Consider the following 25140-nt stretch of genomic DNA (forward strand, 5'->3'; position numbering starts at 1 on the left):
TCATCGGCATCATCCTCTCGATCGTGCCTCTCTCGTCGGTGATGGGACTCGTCGGAGGCTAGAGGCCACTGCTCAAAAATGCCTTTAGGTATATATCTAAATTATAGTCAGGTCGAAACGTAGTTGCAACCAGCTACAACTCAAGCATAAAGCGAATGAGGCATTTTTGAAAGCTCTATGTGCGGCTTACAGAACCACAAATAAGTGTATATTTAGACAAAACAAATACATACCCACAAGTAAAGCAAGCCAGCAAAATGCCGCACTCGCTTTATGCAGTGGCCTGTTGTGCTTAATTAAAAATGAAAGAAAATTACGAAATACTAAAAAAGATGGAAGCTCGACCTGCAATGTGGACAGGCGAATTGAGTTTAAAGAGCATCAGGACTTTTTTAGATGGTTATTCGTTCGCACTTCAAGAACATAAGTTAATTAAACCATATGAAGAGAAGAAACAAAATTTTCATGATTGGGTTGCAGAAAAACTTGGGTTTTATGAATCTACTGCGGGTTGGCAAAACATGATTCTTGCGGTGACATTAAGTTTGAATCCTAAAACGATAAAATGGGAAGGCTATGATTCTCAAGTCAGCAAAGAACAACACGAAAAGTCAATCACAAAATTTTACGAACTACTTGAAGAATTTATAAATGAGTAAAATTGAAATTGAAGGGTCTTATATTCAATACGCTGCTGGTTATGATAAGGACAACATAACGGAATCGGATTTGGAGAAAGCTCTAAATGACTTACCAGAAATGGATGATGAACATGGAGGTTTTTGGATTGGAGTTTACGGAGCTGATAAAGATGAATTTGTGCTTGAACTCCATAAATGTCTAACGCTTTTCGGAAATTTTGGAGAAGAAGAGAATTATAAAATCCAACTGAATCACCTTGATGCTGCGAAGGATTATTACAATCTATTACTGGGAGGAAGAATTGATGAGTTAAAAGAAAAATTAAAAAATAACTAAGCACAACAATGTGTATAGTGCATAGCACCCTACGGGATGCTACTACACCATACACGGAACGTGGCAGTCTGATTGGCTAGAGGACTCGCAAACTTATAAAAGTATATAAATATCGAAGGTTTTTGCACATCAGCTCATTACCGCGTGGTCGTATGGCTCCACTGAAAAATTCATAATTATCTAAAGGAATACATAAACGGTAAAGTTTCTGGCTTTGTCATAATTTGAGGTATACATCAAAAGCAAATTTTACAGCTCCTTGCATAATCTTAGTAATATTTAGTAGGGAGATTCAATTTGAGATTTATGTGCCTTCCTCTCGCCTTGCTCGTCGGAGGCATGGCTAAAAATGCCTAAAAGGATACAGCTAGATTATATAAAAATCAAAACGTAGTTGCAACTTGTGCATTCCTCTTAGTCGCTGTGCTCCTGCGTCGGATGCAAGAACTCAAGCATAAAGCAAATGAGGCATTTTTGAAAGCTCTAAGTGCGACTGACGGACCCAAAAATAACTGTATATTTAGACAAAACAAAGTTAGACCACAAGTAAAGCAAATCAGTAAAATGCCGCACTCGCTTTATGCAGTGGCCTGTTGGCATTCATTTTGGGAAAGTCAGCTAACAGAAGTTAAATCGAATAAAATATATGCTACCAGCAATAATTGGTGTCGGAATAGTTGCTTTAATAGCAAAATCAATTTTTGATAATAATTCAGAGGAGAAAAAAATATTCATAAGCTTCTCGATGAAAGATGAAAAGTATAGAAATGATTTAGTCAACCAGTCTAAAAAAGAAAATTCACCTTTTAGCTTTACAGATATGTCAGTTAAAAAACCGTGGGCAGAAGAAAAATGGAAAACTGAATGTAGAAAACGAATAAAATCTTGCGATGCAGTAATTGTGCTTTTAAGTAAAAACACTTGGCATTCAAGCGGAACAAGATGGGAAATTAAATGTGCAAAAAAAGAAAGAATACCAATTTACGGTATGCACATCAAAAAAAAGAATAGAGGCGCAATACCAAAAGAATTAAAAGGTTCTGAAATAATAACTTGGTCTTGGGATAATTTAGAAAATATTATTGATTCAGTTTAGATGAAATTATTTGTATGTAATAGAAGTACTGATTTAGTAGCAACACAAAGTGTTATTGCTGAATTACTTGCGGAATCGAAAAATTTCATCGCTGTACAGCAAGAAATTGAACATTCGGAAAATTGGAAGAAATTTGTTGAAGACAAAATGAATGAATCTGATTTTGTTCTTTTTGTTGTAGGAGCAGACACCTTTGAAAGCGAGCAAATAATTTGGGAATATGCAAAAGCTAAAGATTTGAATAAAAGAATTATTGGCTACAAACTACCTTCTGCTTCGCAAGAGTCAATTTTGTTTTGTCAAGGTTTTCAGATTTTTGAGAAAGCCGAAAATTGTTATTCTTTTTTAGATAAAGTTTTTGAAGATGACCGAAAGTTAAAATTTGAGCAATACAAAATAATGGTAAGCTCAACCGAAAAAGTAACTGACAGTCGTTTAAAAGTTAATAATTTATTTTTGACTGTTAGTTCTACAATAATATCAATTGGTTTTGTTCTTGGTAAAACTTTTGGTTTTACAATACCTGTAGTTATCGGTATGTTAGTCCTTACGGCATTAGCTTTATTAATTTCTTATTCTTGGGAAAAACTCATCAATTCTTATGCTTTACTTAATAAAGGAAAATTTAAAGTAATTGACAAAATAGAAAAGCAGTTACGAACAAATATGTTCGAGGATGAATGGAAAATACTAACTCAAGAAATTAAATATAAACCAAATTCTGAAACGGAGAAAAATATAGTGAAATACTTTAGAGTGTTCGTTATAGTATTGGGTATTTTAGAACTTATTTACCTTGGATATTTGATTTTACCATATTTACCTAAATGTGGATGCTAAAAATATAATTCTATGAATAAAAAAAGAGTATTTGTTGCTTTTGCAATTGAAGATAAAACGAGTAAAATATTTTTTACTGGTATGGCCAAAAACGCAAGAGTACCTTACGAATTTGTCGATATGTCCGTAAAAGAACCTTGGAGTTCTCAATGGAAAACCAAATGCAGGACTAAAATTAAAGGATGTCACGGAATGATAGTTTTGGTTTCTAAAAACTTAAAAAATGCAGATGGTGCGCTTTGGGAAGTTCAATGCGCGAAAGACGAAGGCGTTAGAGTTCGTGGAATTTATATTGACGGTGCGACAAGTGTAAATAAACCCACGGAATTGCACGGAATCTTATGCGAATCTTGGACTTGGGACAATGTTAGAAGTTTCATTGAATCGTTGTAGCGGAAAATAAAACGAAATGCCAACAATGTATATAAAACATAGCTAATATAGGCTTTCCGAAAGGTTTGTGTGTATTTGCGAAGACCGCCAAATTTTTAAATTTGGCTTTTAGTAAAATAAAGATAAAAAGAAAAATTTAAAAATTCGGCTCGTGTATAATCCGAAAAGATAGCGTCTTTTAACACGCTACGTTTCATATACGGAGACGTGGCAGTCTGATTGGCTAGGGGGCTCGTATACTTGTAAAAGTATATAATAATCGAAGGTTTTTGCACATCAACTCATTACCGCGTGGTCGTATGGCTCCGCTATAAAATTCATAACCATCTAAAGGAATATATAAACGCTAACGTTTCTGGCTTTGTTAAAATTAGGCATACATCAAAAGTAAATTTTACAGCTCCTTGCATCATCCTCTCATTCGTACCTCATTCGTCGGTGATGGGACTTAATCAGTAAGCCTTCCTCTCATTCGTGCCTCATTCGTCGGAGGCTAGAGGCCACTGCTCAAAAATGCCTTTAGGTATATATCTAAATTATAGAAATTTCGAAACGTAGTTGCAACTTGTGCATTCCTCTTAGTCGCTGTGCTCCTGCGTCGGATGCAAGAACTAAAGCATAAAGCGAATGTTGTGTCTTCCTCTCGCTTTGCTCGTCGGAGACAAGTTTGAAGGTGTTATGCTGAGCTTGTCGAAGTGCTCTATGTGCGGCCAAAAAATTCACAAATATGTGTATATTTAGACAAAGCAAATACAGACCCACAACTAAAGCAAATCAGCAAAATGCCGCACTCGTTTTATGCAGTGGCCTGTTCTACGCAATTTGAACAAAACTTAAACTGAATGAAAAAACATATATTAATATTCGCAATAATTCTTCTAAACTTTTCGTCTGTTTTTTCACAAAAAAGTGAAATCAACCACAGCCAAATAAAGGAAGACTTGTATCAAATGTTGAATGATATTTCACAGTATTATGTCTATCAAAAAGATAAAAATGTTGATTTAAATTGCCTTCTTGAATATTATAATAGCCAAATACCAAATATAAAATCAGAAGAAGAAACAGTTCTGTTTTTCGAATATCTGTTAGACGAGTTTCATGATAGTCATTTGATGTTAAACACAAATAGAAATTCGTCTTTTCGACTTCATTCGCCAGTTTATGTAACTCTAAAAAATGGACAACCAGTAATTTCTAATGTATGGCTAACGCAATTAGAAAATATTGAACAAGAAATAATTGGAGCAGAAATATTGAAAATCAATGGAATTGATTTTGACAAAGCAATTGAACAATTTCCAACACATTGTAATGACAAAAGTTCTGAAAAAGTTCGAGAATGGATTATTAACAAAATTTTGGCAGGTCGATATAATCAACCAAGAATACTCACTTTAAAATTGGCGAATGATGACACTATAGAATTTGATTTGGATAAACTCAAATTCAAACAAAGCTCTGAACTTATAACGTCAACCATTGAAGACAATATCGGAATAATAAGGTTAAATAATTCGTTAGGTAATAACAGTTTAATCAACGAATTTGATAAAGCATTTGAAAAATTAATGAATACCAAAGGACTCATTATTGATTTAAGAAATACAGTCGGTGGTGGAAATTCATATGTTGCTCGTGGAATAATGGGAAGATTTATTGATGAACCCAAACCCTATCAAAAGCATCAGGTATTTGAGAAATATGATGGTAATACAATAGTTGAAAGAAGTTGGATAGAATATGTCAGTCCAAGAGGCGAAATTTATCAAAAGCCTGTGGTGATGTTAGTGGGACGATGGACAGGCAGTATGGGAGAAGGACTTGCTATAGGTTTTGAAGGGATGGAAAGAGCCACAATAATTGGCTCTGAAATGCAACGATTAGCAGGTGAAATGAATGGATTTCCTTTTAAGCACAGAAACTATAGTTATCGTCTTTCAGTCGCAAAATTATACCACGTAAATGGAACACCACGAGAAAAATATATTCCAACAAATTTTATAGCTCAAACAACCATTAAGAAAGATGAAATTCTCGAAAATGGAATTGAACTGATTAATAATCAAACAAAATAAAAAAAGAATGAATAAAATACTACTATCATTTTTTGCAATAACCTTAATGATTTCCTGCAAGCACAATAACAATACAATTAAAAAAGTATCAAGAAATCAGTTAATCAAGGATAGTTTAACTTTAGAAATAGAAACGTTAAATAGTAAAAATTACTTCAACGGATTGGGTGTCGCAATAGTAGATTCAACAGGTATTTTATATGAAAAAGGTATTGGATTTGCTGACTTAAAATCAAATAAGCCTTACACCAAAAATACAGTTCAGCCAATAGCATCAGTTTCTAAGACATTTATTGGAATTGCACTATTAAAGGCACAGGAAAAAGGTCTTTTAAATTTAGACGACCCCATAAATAAGTATCTTCCCTTTGAAGTTAGAAACCCACACTTTAATAATGAACCAATTACTGTAAGACAGCTATCCACTCATACTTCAACAATTATTGATACAGAAAATTATATGGGTAGAGCTTATGTATTAAAAGACAAAATAGATAGTACATTAATAAAAATTGAGAACATCCCACAAAGTTTTAATCCAAGCGATTCTAAAATTCCTCTATCACAATTTTTAGAAAATTATTTATCTGAAAATGGCAAATGGTATAAAAAGGATGCTTTTACCAAAAATAAACCGGGACAATTATTTGAATATACCAATGTAGGTGCCTCTTTAGCTGCATATATTATTGAGGTTGTTTCCAATCAATCTTATGCTGAATTTACTACAGAGCATATTTTTAAACCTTTAAAAATGAATAATTCAGGTTGGAGCTATGATGATGTAAACTTTGATAAAGTTTCAAAACTTTATTCAAGTCCAAAAATCGAAGTTCCATATTATTCATTAATCACCTATCCTGATGGCGGATTTTTAACAAGCGTTAATGATTTAGCGAAATATTTGAACGAGATAATGAAAGGATATTATGGAAATGGAACGCTACTCACTAAAGCCAGCTATAATGAACTCTTTAAAAGACAACTAAAAGCTGAAAATTTCACCGAAAGAAATGCCAATCATCCTTACAAAGACGAATATAACATCGGCATATTTATGGGCTTTTCAGGAACAGGTAATATAGGTCATACAGGTGGAGACCCAGGTGCATCCTCATTAATGTTTTTCAACCCAAAAGACAAAATAGGAAGAATCTTATTAGTAAATACGAACATTGAAAATCAAGAAGGCGTTGATGTTTACTACGGAATATATAATAAATTAGAAGAATACTCGAAAAAGCTAAAAGAATAAAAAACTGCGTAGAACAATGTATATAAAAAATAGGCGAAACAGTAGTAAAATCAAAGGTTTAGGCTCGTATCAAACTTTGTGCTTAACCGAAAGTTTAGTGCTTCGAAATTGCCTACTTTTCATATACTAACCGTGGCAGTCTGATTGGCTAGAGGGCTCGCATACTTATAATAGTATATAATTATCGAAGGCAAAAGCATTCCAGCGCATTAACGCGTGGTCGTATGGCTCCGCTGTAAAATTCATAACCATCTTAAGGAATACATAAGCGGTAAAGTTTGTGGCTTTGTTAAAATTAGGAATACATCAAAAGTAAATTTTAAAGCTCCCGCCCTACTTAATCAGACTGCCACAGGCCACTGCTCAAAAATGCCTTAAAGCGTACAGCCAAATTATAGACAATTCGAAACGTAGTTGCAACCAGCTACAACTCAAGCATAAAGCGAATGAGGCATTTTTGAAAGCTCTATGTGCGGCTTACAGAACCACAAATAAGTGTATATTTAGACAAAACAAATACAGATCCACAACTAAAGCAAATCAGCAAAATGCCGCACTCGCTTTATGCAGTGGCCTGTTGTACGCAAGCTGAAAATCACGCTCGAATAAAATTATAAACACCTTTACCTTCTGCAACCACAGATTCGCCTTGAATAGCTTTCATTTTAGCTACCATTATTCGATTTCCCATTCTAACCAACTTTCCTTCAAAAATTAAATCTTTTCCGTCTGCAAATGTTAAATAATCAACTCGCAAATCAATAGTTGAAAGCTTGTCTTCTGGCGATTTAAAATTAGTGATTCCAATAGCACCACCAATAGTGTCTAATATTAAAGCTATAATCCCACCGTGCCAATGATTAGTGCGAATATCACCAACCAAATCTTTTCTAAAAGGAACTTTTACTTTTATGAATCCCTTTTCAATTGCTTCAACTTTTAAACCAAAATATTTATGAATGGGAATATCTTCTTCTGCCAGCCTTATTAATCGCTCTTTTGTAATTGTGTCCATAACATTAGGTTACAACATTTCACCTCTTGCTGGGTAACCTGACTGAACTATATAATCTACTGCTTTTACAAAAGACGGTAAATATGGTCTTCCCCAAGGATTGCTGTTTATTGCTGAATAATAAACTTGATTGTTATTATCTATTAAGAATAATCCTGGTTCACTAAATTCACTTGGTTCACCCTCTTTTACACCTGCACTTAAATACAAAGCCCAGTCTCTTGTTGATTTTTCAGATAAGCCATAACCTAAGGCAAGATTAGACAATTCCCACTTTTGACGAGCAAGTCTTGCTCTCTTTTCAGTATCCATACTTACTGCTACGGTATTCACACCTCTTTGCTCAAATTCGGGTAACAATTCTTGTAATTGTTGTAAGTACTTTTTACATAATGGACAATGCAATCCTCGATAAAAAACAACTAAAGTAAAGTTATCTGGATGTTGGTCTTCTAAATGCCACTGATTCCCATCTAATAATGGAAACTGCAAATTTGGTGCTTTATGTTTTGGTGTTGGTCTATTCATAATTAATACTTTAAAAGTTTGCTTTTAAATGATTTTCAAAACGATTAAAATCATTCTCTATTTCTGGGTTTTTCATTACATCATATGCCATAAATGTTGGTAATGGTTCAAAACCAAACCACTTAAAATTAAGATGCATTGGTTTTAGAAGGTCATCTTCAGTCATACCACTAAAAAATGCTTCATCAGGATCGTTAAAAGCTTCTTTTGGTGCATTAGCTGTTACCGACATCATATACTTTCCGTTTAGCTTTCCACCTAATCCGTAATTCTTTTTTGGCGCTTCCTTACTTCTACCGTCACCATCAGACATTTCGCCCATCATACCCATAGAAAACACTTCATCAATGTATTTTTTAAATGACCAACTTACACCCATCCAGTTCAATGGTGTTTGAAAAAAGACAACGTCTGCCCATTTAAATTTTTCGATTTCCTCATTGACATCATAATTATCTTCCATTGTGGTTTTCTTGATATTGTAACCGTTACTCTTAAAGTAGCTTTCAGCTTTTTCGGTTAAGCTTGCGTTTAATTTTCCTTCAGAAAATGGATATTTCTGATGACCGTTTATTATAAAAATATTTTTCATTATAAATTTTTAATTACATTTGTATCGCAAAGAAACTAATATTAGTTTAAAAAAGAAACTATTTAGTTTTCATTTGAACAAATAAGTGGTAACCAAAAAGTAACTAATGGCAAGAAAATATATAGACAACCCAAATGCCTGTTCCCTTGTGCATACGATGAACATAATTGGAAATAAATGGAAACCGATTATTTTATACTTATTATCAAATGGTTCTATGCGATTTGGATTGCTTAACGCACTTATACCAACAATCTCAAAAAAAGTACTGACTAATCAATTGAAAGAATTGGAAAACGATGGATTACTTTTAAGACAGTCTTTTGCTGAAATTCCACCAAGAGTTGAATATTCATTAACCGAAAAAGCAGTTGGACTTTTGCCCGTTTTAAGGTTGTTAAGTGATTGGGCAAATGAAGCTTATCCCGAAATGGAATTTGAACAATGTAGAATAATAGAAAATGGAAAAAAGCCAGCGTACAACAATGTATATAAAAAATAGGCGAGACAGTATAAAAATCAAGGGTTTAGGCTCGTATCAAAGCCCATACTTAATCGAAAGTTCAGTGCTTTGAAATCGCCTACTTTTCATATACTAACCGTGGCAGTCTGATTGGCTAGGGGGCTCGTATACTTGTAAAAGTATATAATAATCGAAGGTTTTTGCACATATGCTTATTACCGCGTGGTCGTATGGCTCCGCTGTAAAATTCATAACCATCTTAATTAATTTATAAAAGGTAAAGTCTCTGGCTTTGTCAAGATTAGGAATACATCAAAAGTAAATTTTACAGCTCCCGCCCTACTTAATCAGACTGCCACAGGCCACTGCTCAAAAATGCCTTAAAGCATACGCTCAATTATAGACAAATCGAAATGTAGTTGCAACCTGTGCATTCCTCTTAGTCGCTAAGCTCCTGCGTCGGATGCAAGAACTCAAGCATAAAGCGAATGTTATGCCTTCCTCTCGCTCTGCTCGTCGGAGGCAGGTTTGAAAGCTCTATATGCGGCTTATAGAACCACAAATAAGTGTATATTTAGACAAAACAAACAAAGACCCACAAGTAAAGCAAATCAGCAAAATGCCGCATTCGCTTTATGCAGTGGCCTGTTGTAAAACATTTAAAAAAAATATGAAACTTAAATTATTATTTTTAACACTAATCATTTTATCATTCTCTTGTGAAAAAAAAGATTTAGAAACTGAAATGCCAGAAATTACTTCACTTAATGATATTTCAGTTCAGATCTTAAATCCTTCTAATTTTGAAAACACTATTCCTGGTGATGAATTAAATTTTAAAGGAATTATCATTGATGATAATTTTTCTGATTTAACAAACTTGAGAGCAAAATGGATAAGCGATAAAGATGGAATTATATTTGAACAAAACATTGATGAAGATGGTGAAACTTCTTTTACTAATTCAACATTAAGCAAGAATATTCATAACATTAGATTAGATATAATAAACGAAGTGGATTCTATTATTAGTGACTCTATAGACATCTATAATGCAATAAAACTTTTACCTATAGAAAAAACAAATAACTCTTCTACAATTAGTTGGTCTTCCATAAATGACCCATATTTTGAAAGTTTTAAACTTTATAGGTCTAGATATAGAAGTAATATTTTATATAACGATCCCGTCTTTATAACAAACAATATTAATGACACTACCTTTATAGATAAAACTGCTATTTTAGGAGAAGAGTATTTTTATAAAGTTATTTTAGAGAGAACACAACAAATACCTGAAATTTTTGAAAGCAATATAGATTCTATTCAAGCTGGTAAATTTATAAAAACTGACTATCCAATACTAAAAATCATACCTGATATATCAAGAAACTATGCATACGGAATTGTAAACACTGAAAGTATTTATGATGATAATGAAACAGAATATGGTTTAGTTTTTATAAATCTAAATGATTTATCTATAGAAAACAGAATCCTACAAAATGTTAAGTTTAGTGATTTAGATATCGATCCTGATGGAAATTTTTTATACCTTTCTTCTAGAAGTAATAATATTCATAAAGTGAATTTAAACACTAAAAATCTTGAAACTACCTTTTCATTATCGAATAGTGCTCATAAAATTGAGGTTGGTTACAATGGAAAACTTTATTACCATATTACACCTCCTACTAGTGGTTCAACTCAATTTAGAATTTATGATTTGATTAATAATGTAAATATTCCTTATAGCACAAATATTTCTGCAGCATATTCCAGTTTTAGTCACGGAGATTTTGAGATAGATCAAAACAATAATCTTTATCACGGAGAAAGTAATTCCTCTGGTTCAAATTTATCTAAAATCGGAACGACTGATGATACTTTTTCATTAGAAGATCAATGGAATAGTAATAGTTATCAATCTGCTAAAATTATATTAAACAATAATAAATTATATTGGAATCACTTTTTGCTAGATTTAGATTTCAATATTCAAGGAACTTTCCAAAATGAATATGGAAATATAGATGTACAAGATGTTTCTCCTGATGGGAATAATGTATTAGGATGGCGTAATTTATTTAACAGTAATGATCAATCTATAATTAAAGAAATTCCTGCTTCTTTTGATGGCGGAATATTTGTTAATGACTCTAGATTATTACTTTATAAAAATGACAATCCTATTTCTGATCAATATGAAAGTACTATTTACTTATATGACTTTAACTAGAATATAACGTTTTACAACAATGGCTAAAATTAATACGGGTTTTAGTGCTTAATCCAAAGTTTAGTGTATTTTTATAAAGTCCGTCAAATCTTTTGATTTGGCTTTAGAACAGAAAAAAATAAAACAAAATAAAAAGCTTTGGCTAATCGCTTAATCCGAAATTAAATACTAATTTAATCCCGTACTAACCTTAGCCTAGCCGTGGCAGTCTGATTGGCTAGAGGGCTCGTATACTTGTAAAAGTATATAATAATCGAAGGTTTTTGCACATATGCTTATTTCCGCTTTGTCGTATGGCTACGCTGTAAAATTCATAATCATCCTAAGGAATACATAAACGGTAAAGTTTCTGGCTTTGTCAAAACTTAGGTATCCATCCAAAGTAAATTTTACAGCTCCCGCCCTACTTAATCAGACTACCACTAAAGAATTTTTTGATTTATTTAAAGAAACATTCATCATAAGTGGATTCATTAAAAGTAAATAGTCCAGGATTAAAGAATAATTCAAAACTATCCATTTATTTAACCAAAAAACCCCCTGGAAAAATCAGAGGGTTAATTTAAATTTAATGTGAGCCCTGAAGGATTCGAACCTTCGACCGCCTCCTTAGAAGGGAGGTGCTCTATCCAGCTGAGCTAAGAGCCCGTAATCAAATTGTCGGGGTAGCAAGATTCGAACTTGCGACCTCCTCGTCCCAAACGAGGCGCGATAACCGGGCTACGCTATACCCCGAACTGCAACAACGTTGCATAAAAAGAAGCCTTAAACTTCTATTTGCGGAGAGACAGGGATTCGAACCCTGGGTAAGCGTTTCCACCTACGACGATTTAGCAAACCGCTCCTTTCGGCCACTCAGGCACCTCTCCTTTCATTACATTACTGAACTTGCTTGTGATAAGCGGATGCAAATGTACAGCAACATTTCAAAGAAAACAAGAACTAAAAGAGGTTTAATCAGAAAAAAATTAAGTTTTTTAAACCTCAATTTGTAAAGCGCTCGTTATCAAAAATCTATTTACCTATCAACTTTAAAAGTATCTATAAAAATAATAATTTTTATAGATTTTTCAAATCCACTTACGCTTTCGCGAAAGCGTACTTAAAACAAAGTAGTTTGTGATTCTCCTTCTGGATCCTCGGTATCACTCCCTTTTGAGTTTGCAGTGTCTTGCTCCTTCTTATCTTTAGTGCCATTCTTTGCTGCAACCGTTTCTTCATCAACTACTTCGATATTTTCTTTTTTGACTGGCTCTGGCTCTTCATAAGGTAAGGAATCTAGCCAATTAAGACCCTTTAGCTTTTCTGTATAGAATTGATTACCCAGCGCAGTAATACCTTTTACGGCAATAAAATCTTCCATAGAAACTTCCTCATTTTCCCGTTGATCTTTGCCTCGTTCTTTGTAAAACACCATCTCTGCCACAGGTCTCCAGTCTGTAGACACTAACTCGAGTTGACTACCAGTATTGTCTGAAATGAAGACCTCATCCTTGTCTGGCGCTTCTATTAAGAAACGTTTGCCGTAATAGCGCTCTTTTGATCCATCCCAATAAATAGCCGTTATTGGTTTTTTAGGGTTCCACTTCTCCAAAACAATCATATCCTCATCAAAATGGTGAGTTACTTCTGGTATAATTGTACGCGCATTTCCGTGTTGGTTGATAATCAAAAGTCGATCTGAAGATTTAAACTCACCTAGCAACTCCCCTCTTCCATCTACATTGAGTCGTTGTACGGTATCGTCAAACCAAATCTTGCGTGGCTTCAAAGTAGAAAGCCCTTTTTCTTTAAGCTCAACAGATTTTACAGCATTCTTAGTGACAATATTTCCTTTAGATGCCCTTCCCTTGATCATCACATCTACAAAATCTATTTCTAAACGTAACTTCTTTACCGAAGCAACAGCTCTTAGATAGACAGTTACCACCTCTGCCTCTCCGTTTGGATTTGCCGTAAAGTAAAGAACTTGTGCTCCTTTCTTATCTCCGGCAAGTTGGTAATCTTTATTACGTGTTACAGAAGTAATATTAAAACGTTTTACATAAGTAGGCAGTCCTGTACCTGCTCTATAAATCATATTATAGGTAGTACGTTTATCCTTTTTCTTAAAAATGGCCACATGTATAATGTCTTTCCCTACAAAGGTTTTTGCATCGACCTTTGTCACCATCATACTACCAGATTTTGTAAAAACAATTACATCATCTATATCTGAGCAATCGGTTACATACTCATCCCGTTTAAGGGAGGTACCAATAAATCCTTCTTTACGATTAACGTAGAGTTTCGTATTACGTAAAACTACCTTAGTCGCTTGTATATCGTCAAAGATTTTAATCTCTGTTTTACGCTCTTTCCCCTCTCCATAATCTTTCTTTAATCTCTTAAAGTAATCTACCGCATATTGCGTAAGATTATCTAAATGATGCTTCACCTGTGCGATCTGATCTTCCAAAGCATCAATCTTTTGCTGCGCTTTATCAATATCAAATTTTGAAATGCGTTTAATACGTATTTCCGTTAGTCTTGTAATATCTTCTACCGTGACTGCTCTTTTAAGATGGCCTATATACGGTTTTAACCCTTTATCAATAGCTTTTATTACCCCATCCCAGGTTTCTTCTTCCTCAATGTCTCGATAAATTCTATTTTCAATAAAAATGCGTTCGAGCGAGGCATAGTGCCATTGATTTTCAAACTCGCCTAACTGAATTTCTAGCTCAGACTTTAATAGCTCCTTGGTACGGTCTGTAGACCTGCGCAACATTTCGGTGACTCCTACAAAAAGTGGCTTGTTATCTTCAATTACACAACCTAATGGCGATATAGAGGTCTCACAGTTAGTAAAGGCATACAAGGCATCTATCGTTCTATCTGGAGAAAGACCATTAGGTAAATGCACCAAAATCTCCACCAAGGCAGAGGTATTATCTTCTATCTTCTTTATTTTGATTTTTCCTTTATCGTTGGCCTTAAGGATAGAATCAATTAACGAAGTTGTCGTTTGACCAAAAGGCAGTTCAGAAATAACCAACGTATTTTTATCCAGCTGACTTATACGTGCTCTACACCTTACTTTCCCTCCTCTTAAGCCATCCTTATAATCAGAAAAATCTGCAATACCTGACGTTGGGAAATCTGGATAGATGGTGAATCTTTTGCCTTGTAAGTGTTTTATAGAAGCGTTTATAAGTTCTATAAAATTGTGGGGCAAAACCTTTGTACTCAAACCAACCGCAATTCCTTCTGCTCCTTGAGCGAGCAGCATTGGAAACATCACCGGTAAATTAATGGGCTCTTTTTTACGACCATCATAAGATGATTGCCAGTCTGTAATCTTAGGATTATAAACTACATCTAGCGCAAACTTAGACAGTCGCGCTTCTATATATCTAGATGCTGCAGCTCGGTCTCCAGTTAATATGTTTCCCCAGTTACCTTGCGTATCTATGAGTAGATCTTTCTGCCCTATTTGCACCATCGCGTCACCTATACTCGCATCTCCGTGCGGGTGATACTGCATGGTATGCCCTACCACATTTGCTACTTTGTTGTAACGACCATCGTCGAGCTCTTTAAGCGAATGCATAATACGACGTTGCACTGGCTTAAAACCGTCTTCTATTGCGGGAACGGCACGTTCTAGAATCACATAAGACGCATAATCGAGAAACCAATCTTCAAACATGCCAGAAACTCTAGTAATCGCTTCGGCTGTTCCTTCATCTATTTGATCTGGCTCCAGATAGGGAGTTAAATCTTCTTCTTCGTTAAGGTCGTTTATTTCGTCGCTCATTAAATTATTATGCCGTTAGGTCTAATTTTTAATTTTAATCTTGGTCTATCTCGCTATTCCTTTAACAAGGTGCTTCTAAAATCAATACAAAATATTATGGTTATAATTACGCTTTCGCGAAAGCGTAATCTCTGCTACGCTTCCTCTACTCTATCTAGTTCTACTTTTAGATTCTCAATAATAAACTTCTGTCTATCTGGTGTGTTTTTTCCCATGTAGAAAGAAAGTAATTCTTCAATCATCAAAGCTTTATCTAACATCACTGGAGCCAAACGAATGTCCTCCCCAATGAAAAACTGGAACTCATCTGGTGATATCTCTCCCAGTCCCTTAAATCTGGTGATTTCTGGTTTTGCTCCTAATTTTGCTATCGCATCTGCTTTCTCTTGATCACTGTAACAATAAATAGTCTCTTTTTTATTGCGCACTCTAAAAAGAGGCGTTTCTAAAATATATAAATGTCCTTCTTTGATAAGTTCTGGGAAAAACTGCAAAAAGAATGTGATTAATAATAGCCGAATGTGCATTCCATCAACATCAGCATCTGTAGCAATGACAATATGGTTATATCGTAAATCTTCTATGGATTCTTCAATATTTAGTGCCGCCTGAAGAAGGTTAAATTCCTCGTTTTCGTATACAATCTTTTTTGTGAGTCCGTAACTATTAAGGGGTTTCCCTTTTAAACTAAACACCGCCTGTGTATTTACATCTCGTGATTTTGTAATAGAACCAGATGCAGAGTCTCCCTCCGTAATGAACAAGGTCGATTCGAGATTACGTTCTTTTTTGCTATCTGTCAAATGAATACGACAGTCACGCAATTTCTTGTTATGAAGGTTTGCCTTTTTTGCACGATCCTTAGCCAATTTTCGTATGCCAGAAAGATCCTTACGCTCACGTTCGGCTTGCAATATTTTGCGTTGCAACGCATCTGCAACCGGGGTATTTTTATGTAAGAAATTATCTAATGATGTTTTAAGAAAATCATTAATATACGTTCGTACCGTAGGTAAATCACCACCCATATCTGTCGAACCTAGTTTTGTTTTTGTCTGTGATTCAAACACAGGTTCCATCACCTTAATACTTATGGCAGAAACGATAGACTTTCTGATATCTGAAGCTTCGTAATTCTTATTAAAAAACTCTCTAATGGTGCGTACAATGCTTTCGCGAAAAGCAGCTTGGTGCGTTCCTCCTTGCGTTGTATTTTGACCATTTACAAAAGAGTGATATTCCTCAGAATATTGACTTTTGCTATGTGTAATTGCTACCTCTATATCTTCTCCTTTAAGGTGAATGATATCGTATAGTCGATCCCCCTCTGCTATAGATTCTGAAAGTAAGTCCTTTAATCCATTTTCTGAGTAGAATTTCTCCCCATTAAAAATAATAGTAAGTCCTGGATTTAGATATACGTAATTTTTAATAAGACGCTCTACATACTCAGATCGAAATTTATAGTTTTTAAAAATTTCGCTATCTGGCACAAAAGACACCTTAGTCCCGCGCCTTCTTGAGGTTTCCTCAAGCAACTCTTTGTCTTGTAATTCTCCACGTTCAAACTCGGCACTAGCAGATTTTGCATCACGGGTAGACTCTACTCTAAAATAACTAGATAAAGCATTTACGGCCTTAGTACCGACACCATTTAAACCAACTGATTTCTTAAATGCACGAGAGTCGTACTTTCCTCCAGTGTTCATTTTTGAAACCACATCGACTACCTTGCCTAATGGAATACCACGACCATAGTCGCGCACGATGACCTTTTCTCCTTGTATGGAAATCTCTATGGTCTTTCCTGCACCCATCACAAATTCATCAATACAGTTATCGAGTACCTCTTTTACGAGGATGTAAATACCGTCATCTGCACTGGATCCATCGCCTAGTTTACCTATATACATCCCAGGTCGCATACGGATATGTTCCTTCCAATCGAGTGAGCGTATATTGTCTTCGTTGTATTGTGTTTCTTTAGTCATAATATTTGGTAGCGTTGCTAATATAAGGACTCTATGGGGATGATGTCAACCCATAAAAAAATAAGTAATTAACAAGTTACAAGCAGGTAGATATTTTGCTGTATCGTGAGAAATAAAAATGGCACCAAAGTAGCAACAATACTACATCTAACTTTAGCCTCAAAAATCATTAACTTTAAATACTTAATAATATAATTATGAAGAAAACAGATTTTAGTAATTTAAAAGCTATTTATATTAATTGCACTCTTAAAAAATCTCCAAAAGAGAGTCACACCCAGAAGTTAATGAATGTTTCTAAAAAGATTATGAAACATGAGCATGTTCAAATTGAAGAAATACGACTTGTAGACCATCAAGTTGCAAGTGGGGTTTACAACGATATGACTGAGTATGGATGGGACATTGATGAGTGGCCATCACTTTCTGATAAAATCATGAAAGCCGATATTTTAATTGTGGGTACTCCAATTTGGTTAGGAGAAAAATCTTCCGAAGCTCAAAAGTTAATTGAAAGATTATATGCTATGAGTAGCAAAACGAATGACAAAGGTCAATATTTATACTATGGCAAAGTAGGTGGATGTATAATAACTGGGAATGAAGATGGGGTGAAACACTGTGCAATGGGGATTCTTTATTCGCTGCAACATGTAGGTTTTAGTATTCCTCCACAAGCAGATTGTGGTTGGTTAGGTGAAGTAGGTCCTGGACCGAGTTACGGTGATACAGAATGGAAAGGAGAGCAGTTAGATAAACCAGTTGGATTTGATAGTGATTTTACTAACAGAAACACCACCTTCATGACTTACAATTTACTACATTTAGCACATATGCTTAAAGAAAATGGCGGGTATCCGAGCTATGGCAACTCTCGCGAAGACTGGGATGACGGAAAACGTTGGGAATTTGAAAATCCTGAATATAGATAGGACAAATAGTTGTAGATATCATACGAACTGATAACATTTTCTAGTTCCGAATGACTTTTACTTCAACATTTCGATGTTAAATAGCGCAACCTTATCGCAATTTTACATCTATCCAGTATAAAACAACCTATATGCAGAAAATATACTTATGCTTAATTTTGGCTTCAACACTTCTAAGCTGTTCAGCAGATGACGAAAAAGTCTCAGAAGTTTCCATACTAGTGGCTAACGAAAGTCTATATGACTTCAAAAATGTCATAGTAAATAGTGCAAGCGGAACTAAAGATTTTGAAAATATCGATTCTCAAGATAGTTCCCCCTACCAAGTTTTTGAGAGCGCTTACAGATATGCTTTTATAGAATTACAAATTGATGGCAAAACGTATACGATGCAACCCATTGATTATGTAGGAGAAACTCCTCTAGAAGACGGGTTTTACACCTATATCATAAATGCAAACGATTCACAAGATCAATATGGAAAGCTGAGCTTGACTTTAAGGAATGACTAATCACTTTCTAATAACGTAAAGATTTCATATTGTAATATTTATGAACCTATCTCACTACGTCTTTGTATGCATATTACTTCTGTTTGGCTGCAAACGGGAAAACAATCCAGTAAAAAACGTTGCTACTGAAAATGAACAAGGCATCATATGCACAAACAATGGCTGTACCGGCAAGTATAGCGGACCAGAGTTTATTGATGGCGATGATGTCGCTCATCAATTCTCTAATGAGATGAGTGCCGCTGTAGGTGATTAATTAAAAGAACAGTATGCTCTCAAACACTATAAAAAGGTTGATTTTCGGAATATTGAAATGACCACAATAGGTATGGGTAGTGGAATGGTGACCTTCAAACTTTCAATACCATTCGTAATCGTCAAACATTCTTGTGATGCCTATACTTCCTTCGACCACGTAGGTGGTTGGAATCACAAGCCAGCATTAGAAAGAAGAAAGAGAGAACTTAAAAACGTCACCTTAGAAGGTCATGAACTTTATATTAGTAATTTAAAAACTACGTCCGAAGGTCTTCAAGAATATTGGATACAATGGAAAAATAAGAAAACGCAATTTCACTGTAAGTAAACTACTATAGTATGAGAATGGAAAACCTCCTTTTACAGTGATAGCCATCTCATACTACATTTGAAACTAACAAAAGGAGAATACTCCTTTTCTAAGATTATTCTACCTTACTTTCTATGATAGCAATCGCACTTTCCACCGTCTCCATTTTTTCGATCTCATCATCTTCGATAGTAATATCAAAATGATCTTCTACATCTAGCACTATATCAACCAAATTTGCAGAATTGATATTTAATTCTTGTGTAAGATGACTTGTAGGTGTAATATCATCTACAGAAACATCTTCTGGCAGATATACTTTTATAATTTTCTTTAGGTCTTCGTAGTGTTTAGTATCCATACTGTTATATCGTAATGAGAATCATTAAAAACGCTCTCCATTAGTGTATCAATCGTTAGGTAGTAAATTTCTTAAACAGCATACAGCAATTCACATCTCCAAAGCCAAAACTTGCCTTGGCCGCAATTTGAATGGGCTTCTCTATCGTATGCTGTGGTATTTTTTCTAAAGCTACACATTCTGTAATATCTGGATGTGTATTGTTAGCATTTATATTTCCAAAAATTTTTCCCTCTTCTATTTCTAATATAGTGGCCACAGCTTCGATACTACCAGCCGCAGCGAGACAATGGCCTGTCATACTTTTTAGACTATTGATATAGGGAAATTCTGCACCTCTCAATTCTAAGGCCTCACTCCAGTTTTTCACCTCAGTAGGACACATTCCAGTGGAGGTTAAATGTCCATTTATGGTATCTATCTCATTAGACTCCACGCCACTGTTTTGTACTGCTTGTTTGATGCATCGTTGTACAGCTTCGCTATTAGGCGCAGTCATCGTTCCTCCATTTCGTTGTCCGCCGCTGTTTACGGCTCCCCCTAAGACTTCGGCGTAGATTTTTGCTCCTCTCGCTTGGGCACTTTCTAGTGTTTCCAGAACAAGCGCTCCCGCTCCGGCTCCCGGCACAAAACCGTTAGCATCGGCTTGCATAGGCCGGCTGCCGTGTTCTGGCTGATCATTATTTTTTGTGGTAAGCACACGCATAGCATCAAACCCACCCCAAATGTAGGGGCCGCTATCATTACAACTTCCTACGAGCATTCGTACTGCATGCCCATTACGAATACGCTCGTATCCCATGAAAACACTTTCTAGACCAGTGGTACAAGCGCTTGAATTGGTAGTCACTTGATTTCCGCAACCTATATAACCTCCTAGATATGCACTAATACCACTTGCCATAGTTTGTACTACAGAGGTACTCCCTAGACGTCTTACTTTTCCCTCATCCGTTAGATAAATGGAGCTTCTAAACTTCTCTGCCCCTAGTAGCGATACTCCAAAAACAATTCCACTATCATAATCCACCGTATCTTTGTCCGTTGATGATAGACCGGCATCGCACCAAGCATCCACCCCAGCTATCATTCCGTATTCTATTCCAGAACTTTGTAGATCTTTTAATTGAAGTGCGGTAAAATATTCTTCTAGCATTCCATCAGGAATGCTTGGTTCTCCGGCTATTTGACAGCCAAAATTCAAGTCGGCAAGTTTTTGGTGGAAACGCACCCCGCTTTTTCCTGAAAAAATAGCCTCACTAAAAGCTTCCAGACCTATACCATTAGGAGCGCAAACCCCCATTCCCGTTATGACAACTCTATTTTTCATTTATTATACTAAACATACCAGAAAGATTACCTGTGGCACAGATTTCATTATTTTCATTACGCAGACTTACCTTACATTTTAATTTTTGAAACCTAAAATAAGTTTCTTCTGCGGTGACAGTTACCTTTTCTGAAGGTAACACAGGTTTTAAAAATTGAACCTCAGCATTGGTAAAAGCTACTTGCAAATTATTCAGTTCTTTATCTCTCAATTTAAAAATCCCTAAACTCACTAACCCTATTTGCGCCATACATTCAGTGAGAATAACGCCCGGAGTTACTGGATGATTTTTGAAGTGTCCCTTATAAAAAAAAGAATCTTCTGGAAACGTATAATCCCCACAAATTGCTTGATCACTTACCTCAACAATGTTATCTACAAAGAGAAAAGGTTTGCTATACGGTAAGGCCGCTATGATTTCTTTTGGGCTCATCGTATGTGTTCTCCTCCATCTACTGGGATGACTGCCCCATTAATCCAGGCTGCTTCATCTCGCATTAATAAATACACAGCATTTCCCACATCTTCGGGAAGGGTCAATCTCCCGTACGGATTGCGTTCTAGTGACTTTTCTTTCATAAGCTCACTGCCTGGTATGAGGCGTAAACTTTCAGTATCAGTAACGCCGGCAAGTATACAGTTTGAGGTAATGCCCACAGGAGCAAATTCTAATGCTATACCGCGTGAGATACTTTCTAATGCTGCTTTGGCTGCTGCAACTGCCCCGTATTGCGACCATGCACGGCTGCTTCCTTCACTGGTAAATGCAATGGCTCTCGCATTTGGTGTGCATAATTCCGCTTTCGCGAAAGCGGAAACCCAATCGTAATAATTAACGGCCATGGCGTCTAAAGTTAGCTTAAAATCTTCGTTAGAAAGCACAGCACCTTCCTGTGAATACATAGGTTTTAAATTGCCACGAGCCACACTATGAATGATTGCTTTTACTTGATGTTTACCTATTTTTTCTAATAGCTCAGTAATTACCTGTTCACGTTTTTGAGGATGCAAAGCATCAGTATTGAAGGTCAATACATTTGCTCCATTTTGTTGCATTGCTGTAACGTTCTCTTCAAATGTAGCCATGACACTACGACGAGAACGGTGTACAATGATAAGGTGCATACCTTCTTGAGCTAGTTTTTGTGCGGTTGCCAGTCCTAAACCAGAACTTCCTCCCAAAATAACGGCGTATTTGTTTTTATAAGATTGCATATTTAAAAATGCTCATTACTTAATTATTACTTCTTAAAATTCCGTGAAAGTCCAAACTTACCTTGTTGTATTGCTACTATTACCATTTTAATAGAATACGTTGCGCCGAAAATCCAGGTCCAAAACTGAGCATTATTCCCAGATCTCCTTTTTTGCATTCTCTATCTAAAAATCGTTCTAATACATAAAGGACCGTCGCACTACTCATGTTACCGTATAATTTTAGAACTTCTTTTGTATCGTCAATATTCTTACCTAGTTTTCCAAAAAGTTCTTCTACCGTTTCTACAATTTTCCTACCTCCAGGGTGAAATATTAGATGATTTACATCTTCAATCTTGTAGCCATTTTGCTCTAAAAAGGGATGAATGATGTCTGGAAATTTATCTGCTATTTGCTGCGGGACTTGCTCATCTAAAATCATCTGCAAGCCTGTGTTGACCAGTTTAAAGCCCATCATATGTTGAGCATTGTAAAAATGATACATTTCTGTATCTATAATTTCAGGTCCTTTGTCTTCCTTCTTACTCGATAGTAGCACGCAAGCCGCTCCATCACCAAAAATTGCTGCACTTACTACATTTACCATTGAGTAATCATCATGTTGAAAAGTCGCTGTAGGACTCTCAATTGCAATTACCGCTGCTCGCTTACCTGGATTTGCTTTGAGAAATTCATTGGCATAAACCATACCGCTCACTCCAGCTGCACAACCCATTTCTGTAACCGGCAGGCGTACTATATCTTGGCGTAATTGTAATGCATTAATTAGATACGCATCTAATGATGGTATCATGATCCCAGTACAGCTTACGGTGATGATAAAGTCTATACTAGTTGCCTCCCAAGTTGCTTTTTGCAATGCCTTTTTGAGTACTTGTTCTCCTAGTTTCACAACTTCCCTTGTGTAAATGTCATTCTTATCCTGAAAGCTAGTGGCTGTAAAAACCTCTTCTGGAGACATAATGCTATACCTTTTGTCTACAGCGGCATTTCCAAAAATCTTTTTAACCTTTCGCTTAAAGCGATCTTCTTGCCCTTCTAGCCAAATGTCCAAAAATGGCATAATTTCCTCTGTAGTTCTTGAGTATGGTGGTAGTTGCTTTGCAACTGTAGTGACTTTTACGCTCATCTATATGTTTATAATCCACAAATATCTAAATGCCCATTTCCATTTAATTAAATAGTCATCAAGTGCAAGTTTCTTTGAATACTCCTCTAAATCTTTTCTCTTAAAAGAACGCGCAACCGATATTTTACCATCGTATATTGCAATCTTACTTTTCATAAAAATACCACTAAAAACTTGAAAAAGTCTATATGCCAGTTTACTTCGTTGTAGGTCATTCACTATAATCGCAACAGAGGCAATTTTTTTGCAGGTTTCTAAAAATAAAAGTATTTGAGAATCTGTAAGGTGATGCATAGTGAGTGTAAACAAAACTATGTCACATTTCAAATCATCTGCTTCGAGTGTATGGATGTCTTTTTGTTCAAATGAAATATTTTGCAAGTCTTCGCTTTGCTTTTTAGCAGCAGCAATACTTTTCTCGTTAATGTCGATTCCTAAAAATTTAATGTCTAAAGATTTTTTTGCGAAGTGTTGCGCTACCTGCCTCAGCATTTCTCCATCTCCACAGCCTACATCTATAATATGCCATTTATTCTTATCTGGATGCTCAGAAACAATGCGTTCTAAAGCTTTGATTGTGATTCCATTACCACCTAAGTATTTATTTACAAGTGCTAAATCCTGTAGCGCTAATTGTAATTCTGGCTCGGGTAGCTCTGGATTGTCCATTAATTCTGGGAGCGTACTTCGCTTACTAAAATTCATCTGACAGTGGTTTTCCATGAGTTGAGCTAATAATTTTCTTTAATAACAGAGGAGATTTTTGCAAAAGCTGTACTCCTACTCTTGTAAGTGTTTTACTGTAAAGTCCTCTTTGAATAAGGGCTCCATTGCGCATGCGTTGTGTAAATGCTTTCTTCCACCGCTTGGTATAATTGATTTCAAGTTGCTGTCTAGAAGTTTGGTTTTCAAAATGATACAGTAAACATTCGGAAGCAATTTTTGCACTATGAATGGCCATTGCCATACCATTTCCACACAATGGATGGATAAGCCCTGCACTATCGCCTATCATAAGAATATGATCTTCTATAGTTGATTTGTTTTCAAAGGATATCTGACTTATGGCAATCGGCTTATTGAAAATTGGTTTAGCATTAGAAAAAAAAGATTTTAACTGAGCGTTTTGTTCTAAAATTTCTTTTTGAAATTCAGCTAAATCTTTAAATTTCTTAAAAGTCTTATTGTTTGTGAGATAGCATACATTCACAGCTTCCGTTTCTACTTTTGACAATCCACAGTAACCTCCTTCAAAATTATGCAAGGCAACCACATCATCTGGAAATGCTGCTTCATAATGCATTTTAACACCCATCCAAGGTGTGCGTTCTTTTATAAACTTTCGCGAAAGCGTAACATCGAGTCCGCTTCTTTTTCCATAAGCTCCTAAAACATAGTCCGCATACAATGTGGTATCTCGCATCTCCACCTTAAATTGCTTATCTTGGAAACCAATCTTTTCCACTGTTTTTTGGACTACTTCGACTCCAAGTGCAATCGCTCTTTGTAGCATTAAGTGGTCTAATGCATAGCGACTCATACCAAAACCGCCTAACGGTAACTGTATAGAAAGTGCTTTCCCGCTAAGGCCAGAAAACTGAAATTCACGAATATCCTTTGCTCCATTTTTGAGAGGATAAATACCTAGCTCGCGTATGTAGGGTAATACCTCATTAGAAACATATTCACCACAAACTTTATGTTTAGGATAATTTTGACGTTCAATAAGTGTCACAGAGCATCTTTTTTGCTGCAAATGAATGGCCGCGGTAAGACCTGCCAGTCCTCCACCTACAATGATAATGTCTCGTTTTGAAATCATA

The 25140-nt window shown here is 35.5% G+C and carries 25 protein-coding genes and 3 tRNA genes; 13 read left to right on the top strand and 15 right to left on the bottom strand.

Annotation, left to right across the window (positions count from 1 at the left end):
- The first annotated feature begins 302 nt into the window (after window positions 1-302).
- The 7 genes from OD90_RS03995 (at window position 303) to OD90_RS04025 (ending at window position 6640) form a co-directional block, all read left to right on the top strand.
- Window positions 303-659: a hypothetical protein gene (locus tag OD90_RS03995; RefSeq protein WP_144666920.1), complete on the top strand. Its 357-nt coding sequence runs from the start codon at window positions 303-305 to the stop codon at window positions 657-659.
- Window positions 652-978 carry a hypothetical protein gene (locus OD90_RS04000; protein WP_144666924.1) on the top strand — a complete coding sequence of 109 codons (327 nt, stop codon included), beginning with the start codon at window positions 652-654 and terminating at the stop codon, window positions 976-978. Before OD90_RS03995 ends, OD90_RS04000 begins: the two co-directional genes overlap by 8 nt.
- Before the next feature lie 646 nt (window positions 979-1624).
- A complete protein-coding gene (locus OD90_RS04005; protein ID WP_144666927.1) occupies window positions 1625-2074 on the top strand; it encodes a TIR domain-containing protein in 450 nt (149 codons plus the stop codon).
- Window positions 2075-2914, top strand: a complete 840-nt coding sequence (locus OD90_RS04010) for a TIR domain-containing protein (RefSeq protein WP_144666930.1) — start codon at window positions 2075-2077, stop codon at window positions 2912-2914.
- A gap of 12 nt (window positions 2915-2926) precedes the next feature.
- On the top strand, window positions 2927-3307 hold the full coding sequence (locus OD90_RS04015; RefSeq protein ID WP_144666933.1) for a hypothetical protein: 381 nt from the start codon (window positions 2927-2929) through the stop codon (window positions 3305-3307).
- Window positions 3308-4149: 842 nt separating this feature from the next.
- Complete coding sequence (locus OD90_RS04020; protein ID WP_144666935.1) at window positions 4150-5385, top strand: S41 family peptidase; 1236 nt, start codon at window positions 4150-4152, stop codon at window positions 5383-5385.
- A gap of 7 nt (window positions 5386-5392) precedes the next feature.
- Window positions 5393-6640 carry a serine hydrolase domain-containing protein gene (locus OD90_RS04025; protein WP_144666937.1) on the top strand — a complete coding sequence of 416 codons (1248 nt, stop codon included), beginning with the start codon at window positions 5393-5395 and terminating at the stop codon, window positions 6638-6640.
- A 595-nt stretch (window positions 6641-7235) separates the two neighbouring features.
- Here the strand turns inward: OD90_RS04025 and OD90_RS04030 are convergent.
- From OD90_RS04030 to OD90_RS04040, 3 genes are read right to left on the bottom strand one after another with little or no spacing between them, the layout of a single operon-like run.
- On the bottom strand, window positions 7236-7655 hold the full coding sequence (locus OD90_RS04030; RefSeq protein ID WP_144666940.1) for a hotdog fold thioesterase: 420 nt from the start codon (window positions 7653-7655) through the stop codon (window positions 7236-7238).
- A gap of 9 nt (window positions 7656-7664) precedes the next feature.
- Window positions 7665-8183: a peroxiredoxin-like family protein gene (locus OD90_RS04035; RefSeq protein ID WP_144666943.1), complete on the bottom strand. Its 519-nt coding sequence runs from the start codon at window positions 8181-8183 to the stop codon at window positions 7665-7667.
- A 10-nt stretch (window positions 8184-8193) separates the two neighbouring features.
- Complete coding sequence (locus OD90_RS04040; protein ID WP_144666945.1) at window positions 8194-8775, bottom strand: NAD(P)H-dependent oxidoreductase; 582 nt, start codon at window positions 8773-8775, stop codon at window positions 8194-8196.
- A gap of 106 nt (window positions 8776-8881) precedes the next feature.
- On the opposite strand from OD90_RS04040, the gene OD90_RS04045 reads away from it, so the two are divergent.
- Window positions 8882-9277, top strand: a complete 396-nt coding sequence (locus OD90_RS04045; protein ID WP_144666948.1) for a winged helix-turn-helix transcriptional regulator — start codon at window positions 8882-8884, stop codon at window positions 9275-9277.
- A 502-nt stretch (window positions 9278-9779) separates the two neighbouring features.
- On the top strand, window positions 9780-11477 hold the full coding sequence (locus OD90_RS04050) for a YncE family protein (RefSeq protein WP_144666951.1): 1698 nt from the start codon (window positions 9780-9782) through the stop codon (window positions 11475-11477).
- A gap of 574 nt (window positions 11478-12051) precedes the next feature.
- On the opposite strand, the gene OD90_RS04055 is transcribed toward OD90_RS04050, so the two are convergent.
- The 5 genes from OD90_RS04055 to OD90_RS04075 form a co-directional block, all read right to left on the bottom strand.
- Window positions 12052-12125, bottom strand: a tRNA-Arg gene (locus OD90_RS04055).
- Between the two features lie 12 nt (window positions 12126-12137).
- A tRNA-Pro gene (locus OD90_RS04060) sits at window positions 12138-12212 on the bottom strand.
- Between the two features lie 45 nt (window positions 12213-12257).
- Window positions 12258-12346, bottom strand: a tRNA-Ser gene (locus OD90_RS04065).
- Window positions 12347-12579: 233 nt separating this feature from the next.
- The gene (locus OD90_RS04070) at window positions 12580-15276 is read right to left on the bottom strand and encodes a DNA gyrase/topoisomerase IV subunit A (protein ID WP_144666954.1); all 2697 of its coding nucleotides are present in this window, start codon (window positions 15274-15276) and stop codon (window positions 12580-12582) included.
- 134 nt (window positions 15277-15410) lie between these two features.
- A complete protein-coding gene (locus OD90_RS04075; protein WP_144666956.1) occupies window positions 15411-17267 on the bottom strand; it encodes a DNA topoisomerase IV subunit B in 1857 nt (618 codons plus the stop codon).
- Window positions 17268-17464: 197 nt separating this feature from the next.
- Here OD90_RS04075 and OD90_RS04080 point away from each other — a divergent pair, with 197 nt between their 5' ends.
- From OD90_RS04080 to OD90_RS04095, 4 genes are all read left to right on the top strand, one after another.
- Entirely contained in the window at window positions 17465-18199 is a 735-nt protein-coding gene (locus OD90_RS04080) for a flavodoxin family protein (protein ID WP_144666959.1), read from the top strand.
- Window positions 18200-18330: 131 nt separating this feature from the next.
- Window positions 18331-18711 carry a hypothetical protein gene (locus OD90_RS04085; RefSeq protein ID WP_144666962.1) on the top strand — a complete coding sequence of 127 codons (381 nt, stop codon included), beginning with the start codon at window positions 18331-18333 and terminating at the stop codon, window positions 18709-18711.
- 40 nt (window positions 18712-18751) lie between these two features.
- Window positions 18752-18967 (top strand): hypothetical protein, encoded by a 216-nt coding sequence (locus tag OD90_RS04090; RefSeq protein WP_144666965.1) that lies wholly within the window; start codon window positions 18752-18754, stop codon window positions 18965-18967.
- A 57-nt stretch (window positions 18968-19024) separates the two neighbouring features.
- A complete protein-coding gene (locus OD90_RS04095; RefSeq protein WP_144666968.1) occupies window positions 19025-19297 on the top strand; it encodes a hypothetical protein in 273 nt (90 codons plus the stop codon).
- Window positions 19298-19394: 97 nt separating this feature from the next.
- Here the strand turns inward: OD90_RS04095 and OD90_RS04100 are convergent, their stop codons facing one another.
- The 7 genes from OD90_RS04100 to OD90_RS04130 form a co-directional block, all read right to left on the bottom strand.
- Window positions 19395-19640, bottom strand: coding sequence for an acyl carrier protein (locus OD90_RS04100; protein WP_144666971.1), 246 nt, complete (start codon window positions 19638-19640; stop codon window positions 19395-19397).
- A gap of 55 nt (window positions 19641-19695) precedes the next feature.
- Complete coding sequence (locus tag OD90_RS04105; protein WP_144666974.1) at window positions 19696-20970, bottom strand: beta-ketoacyl-[acyl-carrier-protein] synthase family protein; 1275 nt, start codon at window positions 20968-20970, stop codon at window positions 19696-19698.
- Entirely contained in the window at window positions 20960-21403 is a 444-nt protein-coding gene (locus OD90_RS04110; protein WP_144666977.1) for a 3-hydroxyacyl-ACP dehydratase FabZ family protein, read from the bottom strand. Before OD90_RS04110 ends, OD90_RS04105 begins: the two co-directional genes overlap by 11 nt.
- Complete coding sequence (locus OD90_RS04115; RefSeq protein ID WP_144666980.1) at window positions 21400-22185, bottom strand: SDR family oxidoreductase; 786 nt, start codon at window positions 22183-22185, stop codon at window positions 21400-21402. Before OD90_RS04115 ends, OD90_RS04110 begins: the two co-directional genes overlap by 4 nt.
- Window positions 22186-22264: 79 nt before the next feature.
- Window positions 22265-23317 (bottom strand): type III polyketide synthase, encoded by a 1053-nt coding sequence (locus OD90_RS04120; RefSeq protein ID WP_144666983.1) that lies wholly within the window; start codon window positions 23315-23317, stop codon window positions 22265-22267.
- Window positions 23318-24022 (bottom strand): methyltransferase domain-containing protein, encoded by a 705-nt coding sequence (locus OD90_RS04125; RefSeq protein ID WP_144666985.1) that lies wholly within the window; start codon window positions 24020-24022, stop codon window positions 23318-23320.
- Window positions 24012-25139, bottom strand: coding sequence for an NAD(P)/FAD-dependent oxidoreductase (locus OD90_RS04130; protein WP_144666988.1), 1128 nt, complete (start codon window positions 25137-25139; stop codon window positions 24012-24014). The genes OD90_RS04125 and OD90_RS04130 overlap by 11 nt, the downstream gene beginning before the upstream one ends.
- Window position 25140: the final 1 nt, after the last annotated feature.

Origin of the sequence: Dokdonia sp. Hel_I_53 (assembly GCF_007827465.1) — a bacterium.
Classification (GTDB): domain Bacteria; phylum Bacteroidota; class Bacteroidia; order Flavobacteriales; family Flavobacteriaceae; genus Dokdonia.

Coding starts and splice junctions, on each gene's coding strand:
- OD90_RS03995 (WP_144666920.1), top strand. CDS start 303: ATGAAAGAAAATTACGAAATACTAAAAAAGATGGAAGCTCGACCTGCA.
- OD90_RS04000 (WP_144666924.1), top strand. CDS start 652: ATGAGTAAAATTGAAATTGAAGGGTCTTATATTCAATACGCTGCTGGT.
- OD90_RS04005 (WP_144666927.1), top strand. CDS start 1,625: ATGCTACCAGCAATAATTGGTGTCGGAATAGTTGCTTTAATAGCAAAA.
- OD90_RS04010 (WP_144666930.1), top strand. CDS start 2,075: ATGAAATTATTTGTATGTAATAGAAGTACTGATTTAGTAGCAACACAA.
- OD90_RS04015 (WP_144666933.1), top strand. CDS start 2,927: ATGAATAAAAAAAGAGTATTTGTTGCTTTTGCAATTGAAGATAAAACG.
- OD90_RS04020 (WP_144666935.1), top strand. CDS start 4,150: ATGAAAAAACATATATTAATATTCGCAATAATTCTTCTAAACTTTTCG.
- OD90_RS04025 (WP_144666937.1), top strand. CDS start 5,393: ATGAATAAAATACTACTATCATTTTTTGCAATAACCTTAATGATTTCC.
- OD90_RS04030 (WP_144666940.1), bottom strand. CDS start 7,655: ATGGACACAATTACAAAAGAGCGATTAATAAGGCTGGCAGAAGAAGAT.
- OD90_RS04035 (WP_144666943.1), bottom strand. CDS start 8,183: ATGAATAGACCAACACCAAAACATAAAGCACCAAATTTGCAGTTTCCA.
- OD90_RS04040 (WP_144666945.1), bottom strand. CDS start 8,775: ATGAAAAATATTTTTATAATAAACGGTCATCAGAAATATCCATTTTCT.
- OD90_RS04045 (WP_144666948.1), top strand. CDS start 8,882: ATGGCAAGAAAATATATAGACAACCCAAATGCCTGTTCCCTTGTGCAT.
- OD90_RS04050 (WP_144666951.1), top strand. CDS start 9,780: ATGCGGCTTATAGAACCACAAATAAGTGTATATTTAGACAAAACAAAC.
- OD90_RS04070 (WP_144666954.1), bottom strand. CDS start 15,276: ATGAGCGACGAAATAAACGACCTTAACGAAGAAGAAGATTTAACTCCC.
- OD90_RS04075 (WP_144666956.1), bottom strand. CDS start 17,267: ATGACTAAAGAAACACAATACAACGAAGACAATATACGCTCACTCGAT.
- OD90_RS04080 (WP_144666959.1), top strand. CDS start 17,465: ATGAAGAAAACAGATTTTAGTAATTTAAAAGCTATTTATATTAATTGC.
- OD90_RS04085 (WP_144666962.1), top strand. CDS start 18,331: ATGCAGAAAATATACTTATGCTTAATTTTGGCTTCAACACTTCTAAGC.
- OD90_RS04090 (WP_144666965.1), top strand. CDS start 18,752: ATGAACCTATCTCACTACGTCTTTGTATGCATATTACTTCTGTTTGGC.
- OD90_RS04095 (WP_144666968.1), top strand. CDS start 19,025: ATGACCACAATAGGTATGGGTAGTGGAATGGTGACCTTCAAACTTTCA.
- OD90_RS04100 (WP_144666971.1), bottom strand. CDS start 19,640: ATGGATACTAAACACTACGAAGACCTAAAGAAAATTATAAAAGTATAT.
- OD90_RS04105 (WP_144666974.1), bottom strand. CDS start 20,970: ATGAAAAATAGAGTTGTCATAACGGGAATGGGGGTTTGCGCTCCTAAT.
- OD90_RS04110 (WP_144666977.1), bottom strand. CDS start 21,403: ATGAGCCCAAAAGAAATCATAGCGGCCTTACCGTATAGCAAACCTTTT.
- OD90_RS04115 (WP_144666980.1), bottom strand. CDS start 22,185: ATGCAATCTTATAAAAACAAATACGCCGTTATTTTGGGAGGAAGTTCT.
- OD90_RS04120 (WP_144666983.1), bottom strand. CDS start 23,317: ATGAGCGTAAAAGTCACTACAGTTGCAAAGCAACTACCACCATACTCA.
- OD90_RS04125 (WP_144666985.1), bottom strand. CDS start 24,022: ATGAATTTTAGTAAGCGAAGTACGCTCCCAGAATTAATGGACAATCCA.
- OD90_RS04130 (WP_144666988.1), bottom strand. CDS start 25,139: ATGATTTCAAAACGAGACATTATCATTGTAGGTGGAGGACTGGCAGGT.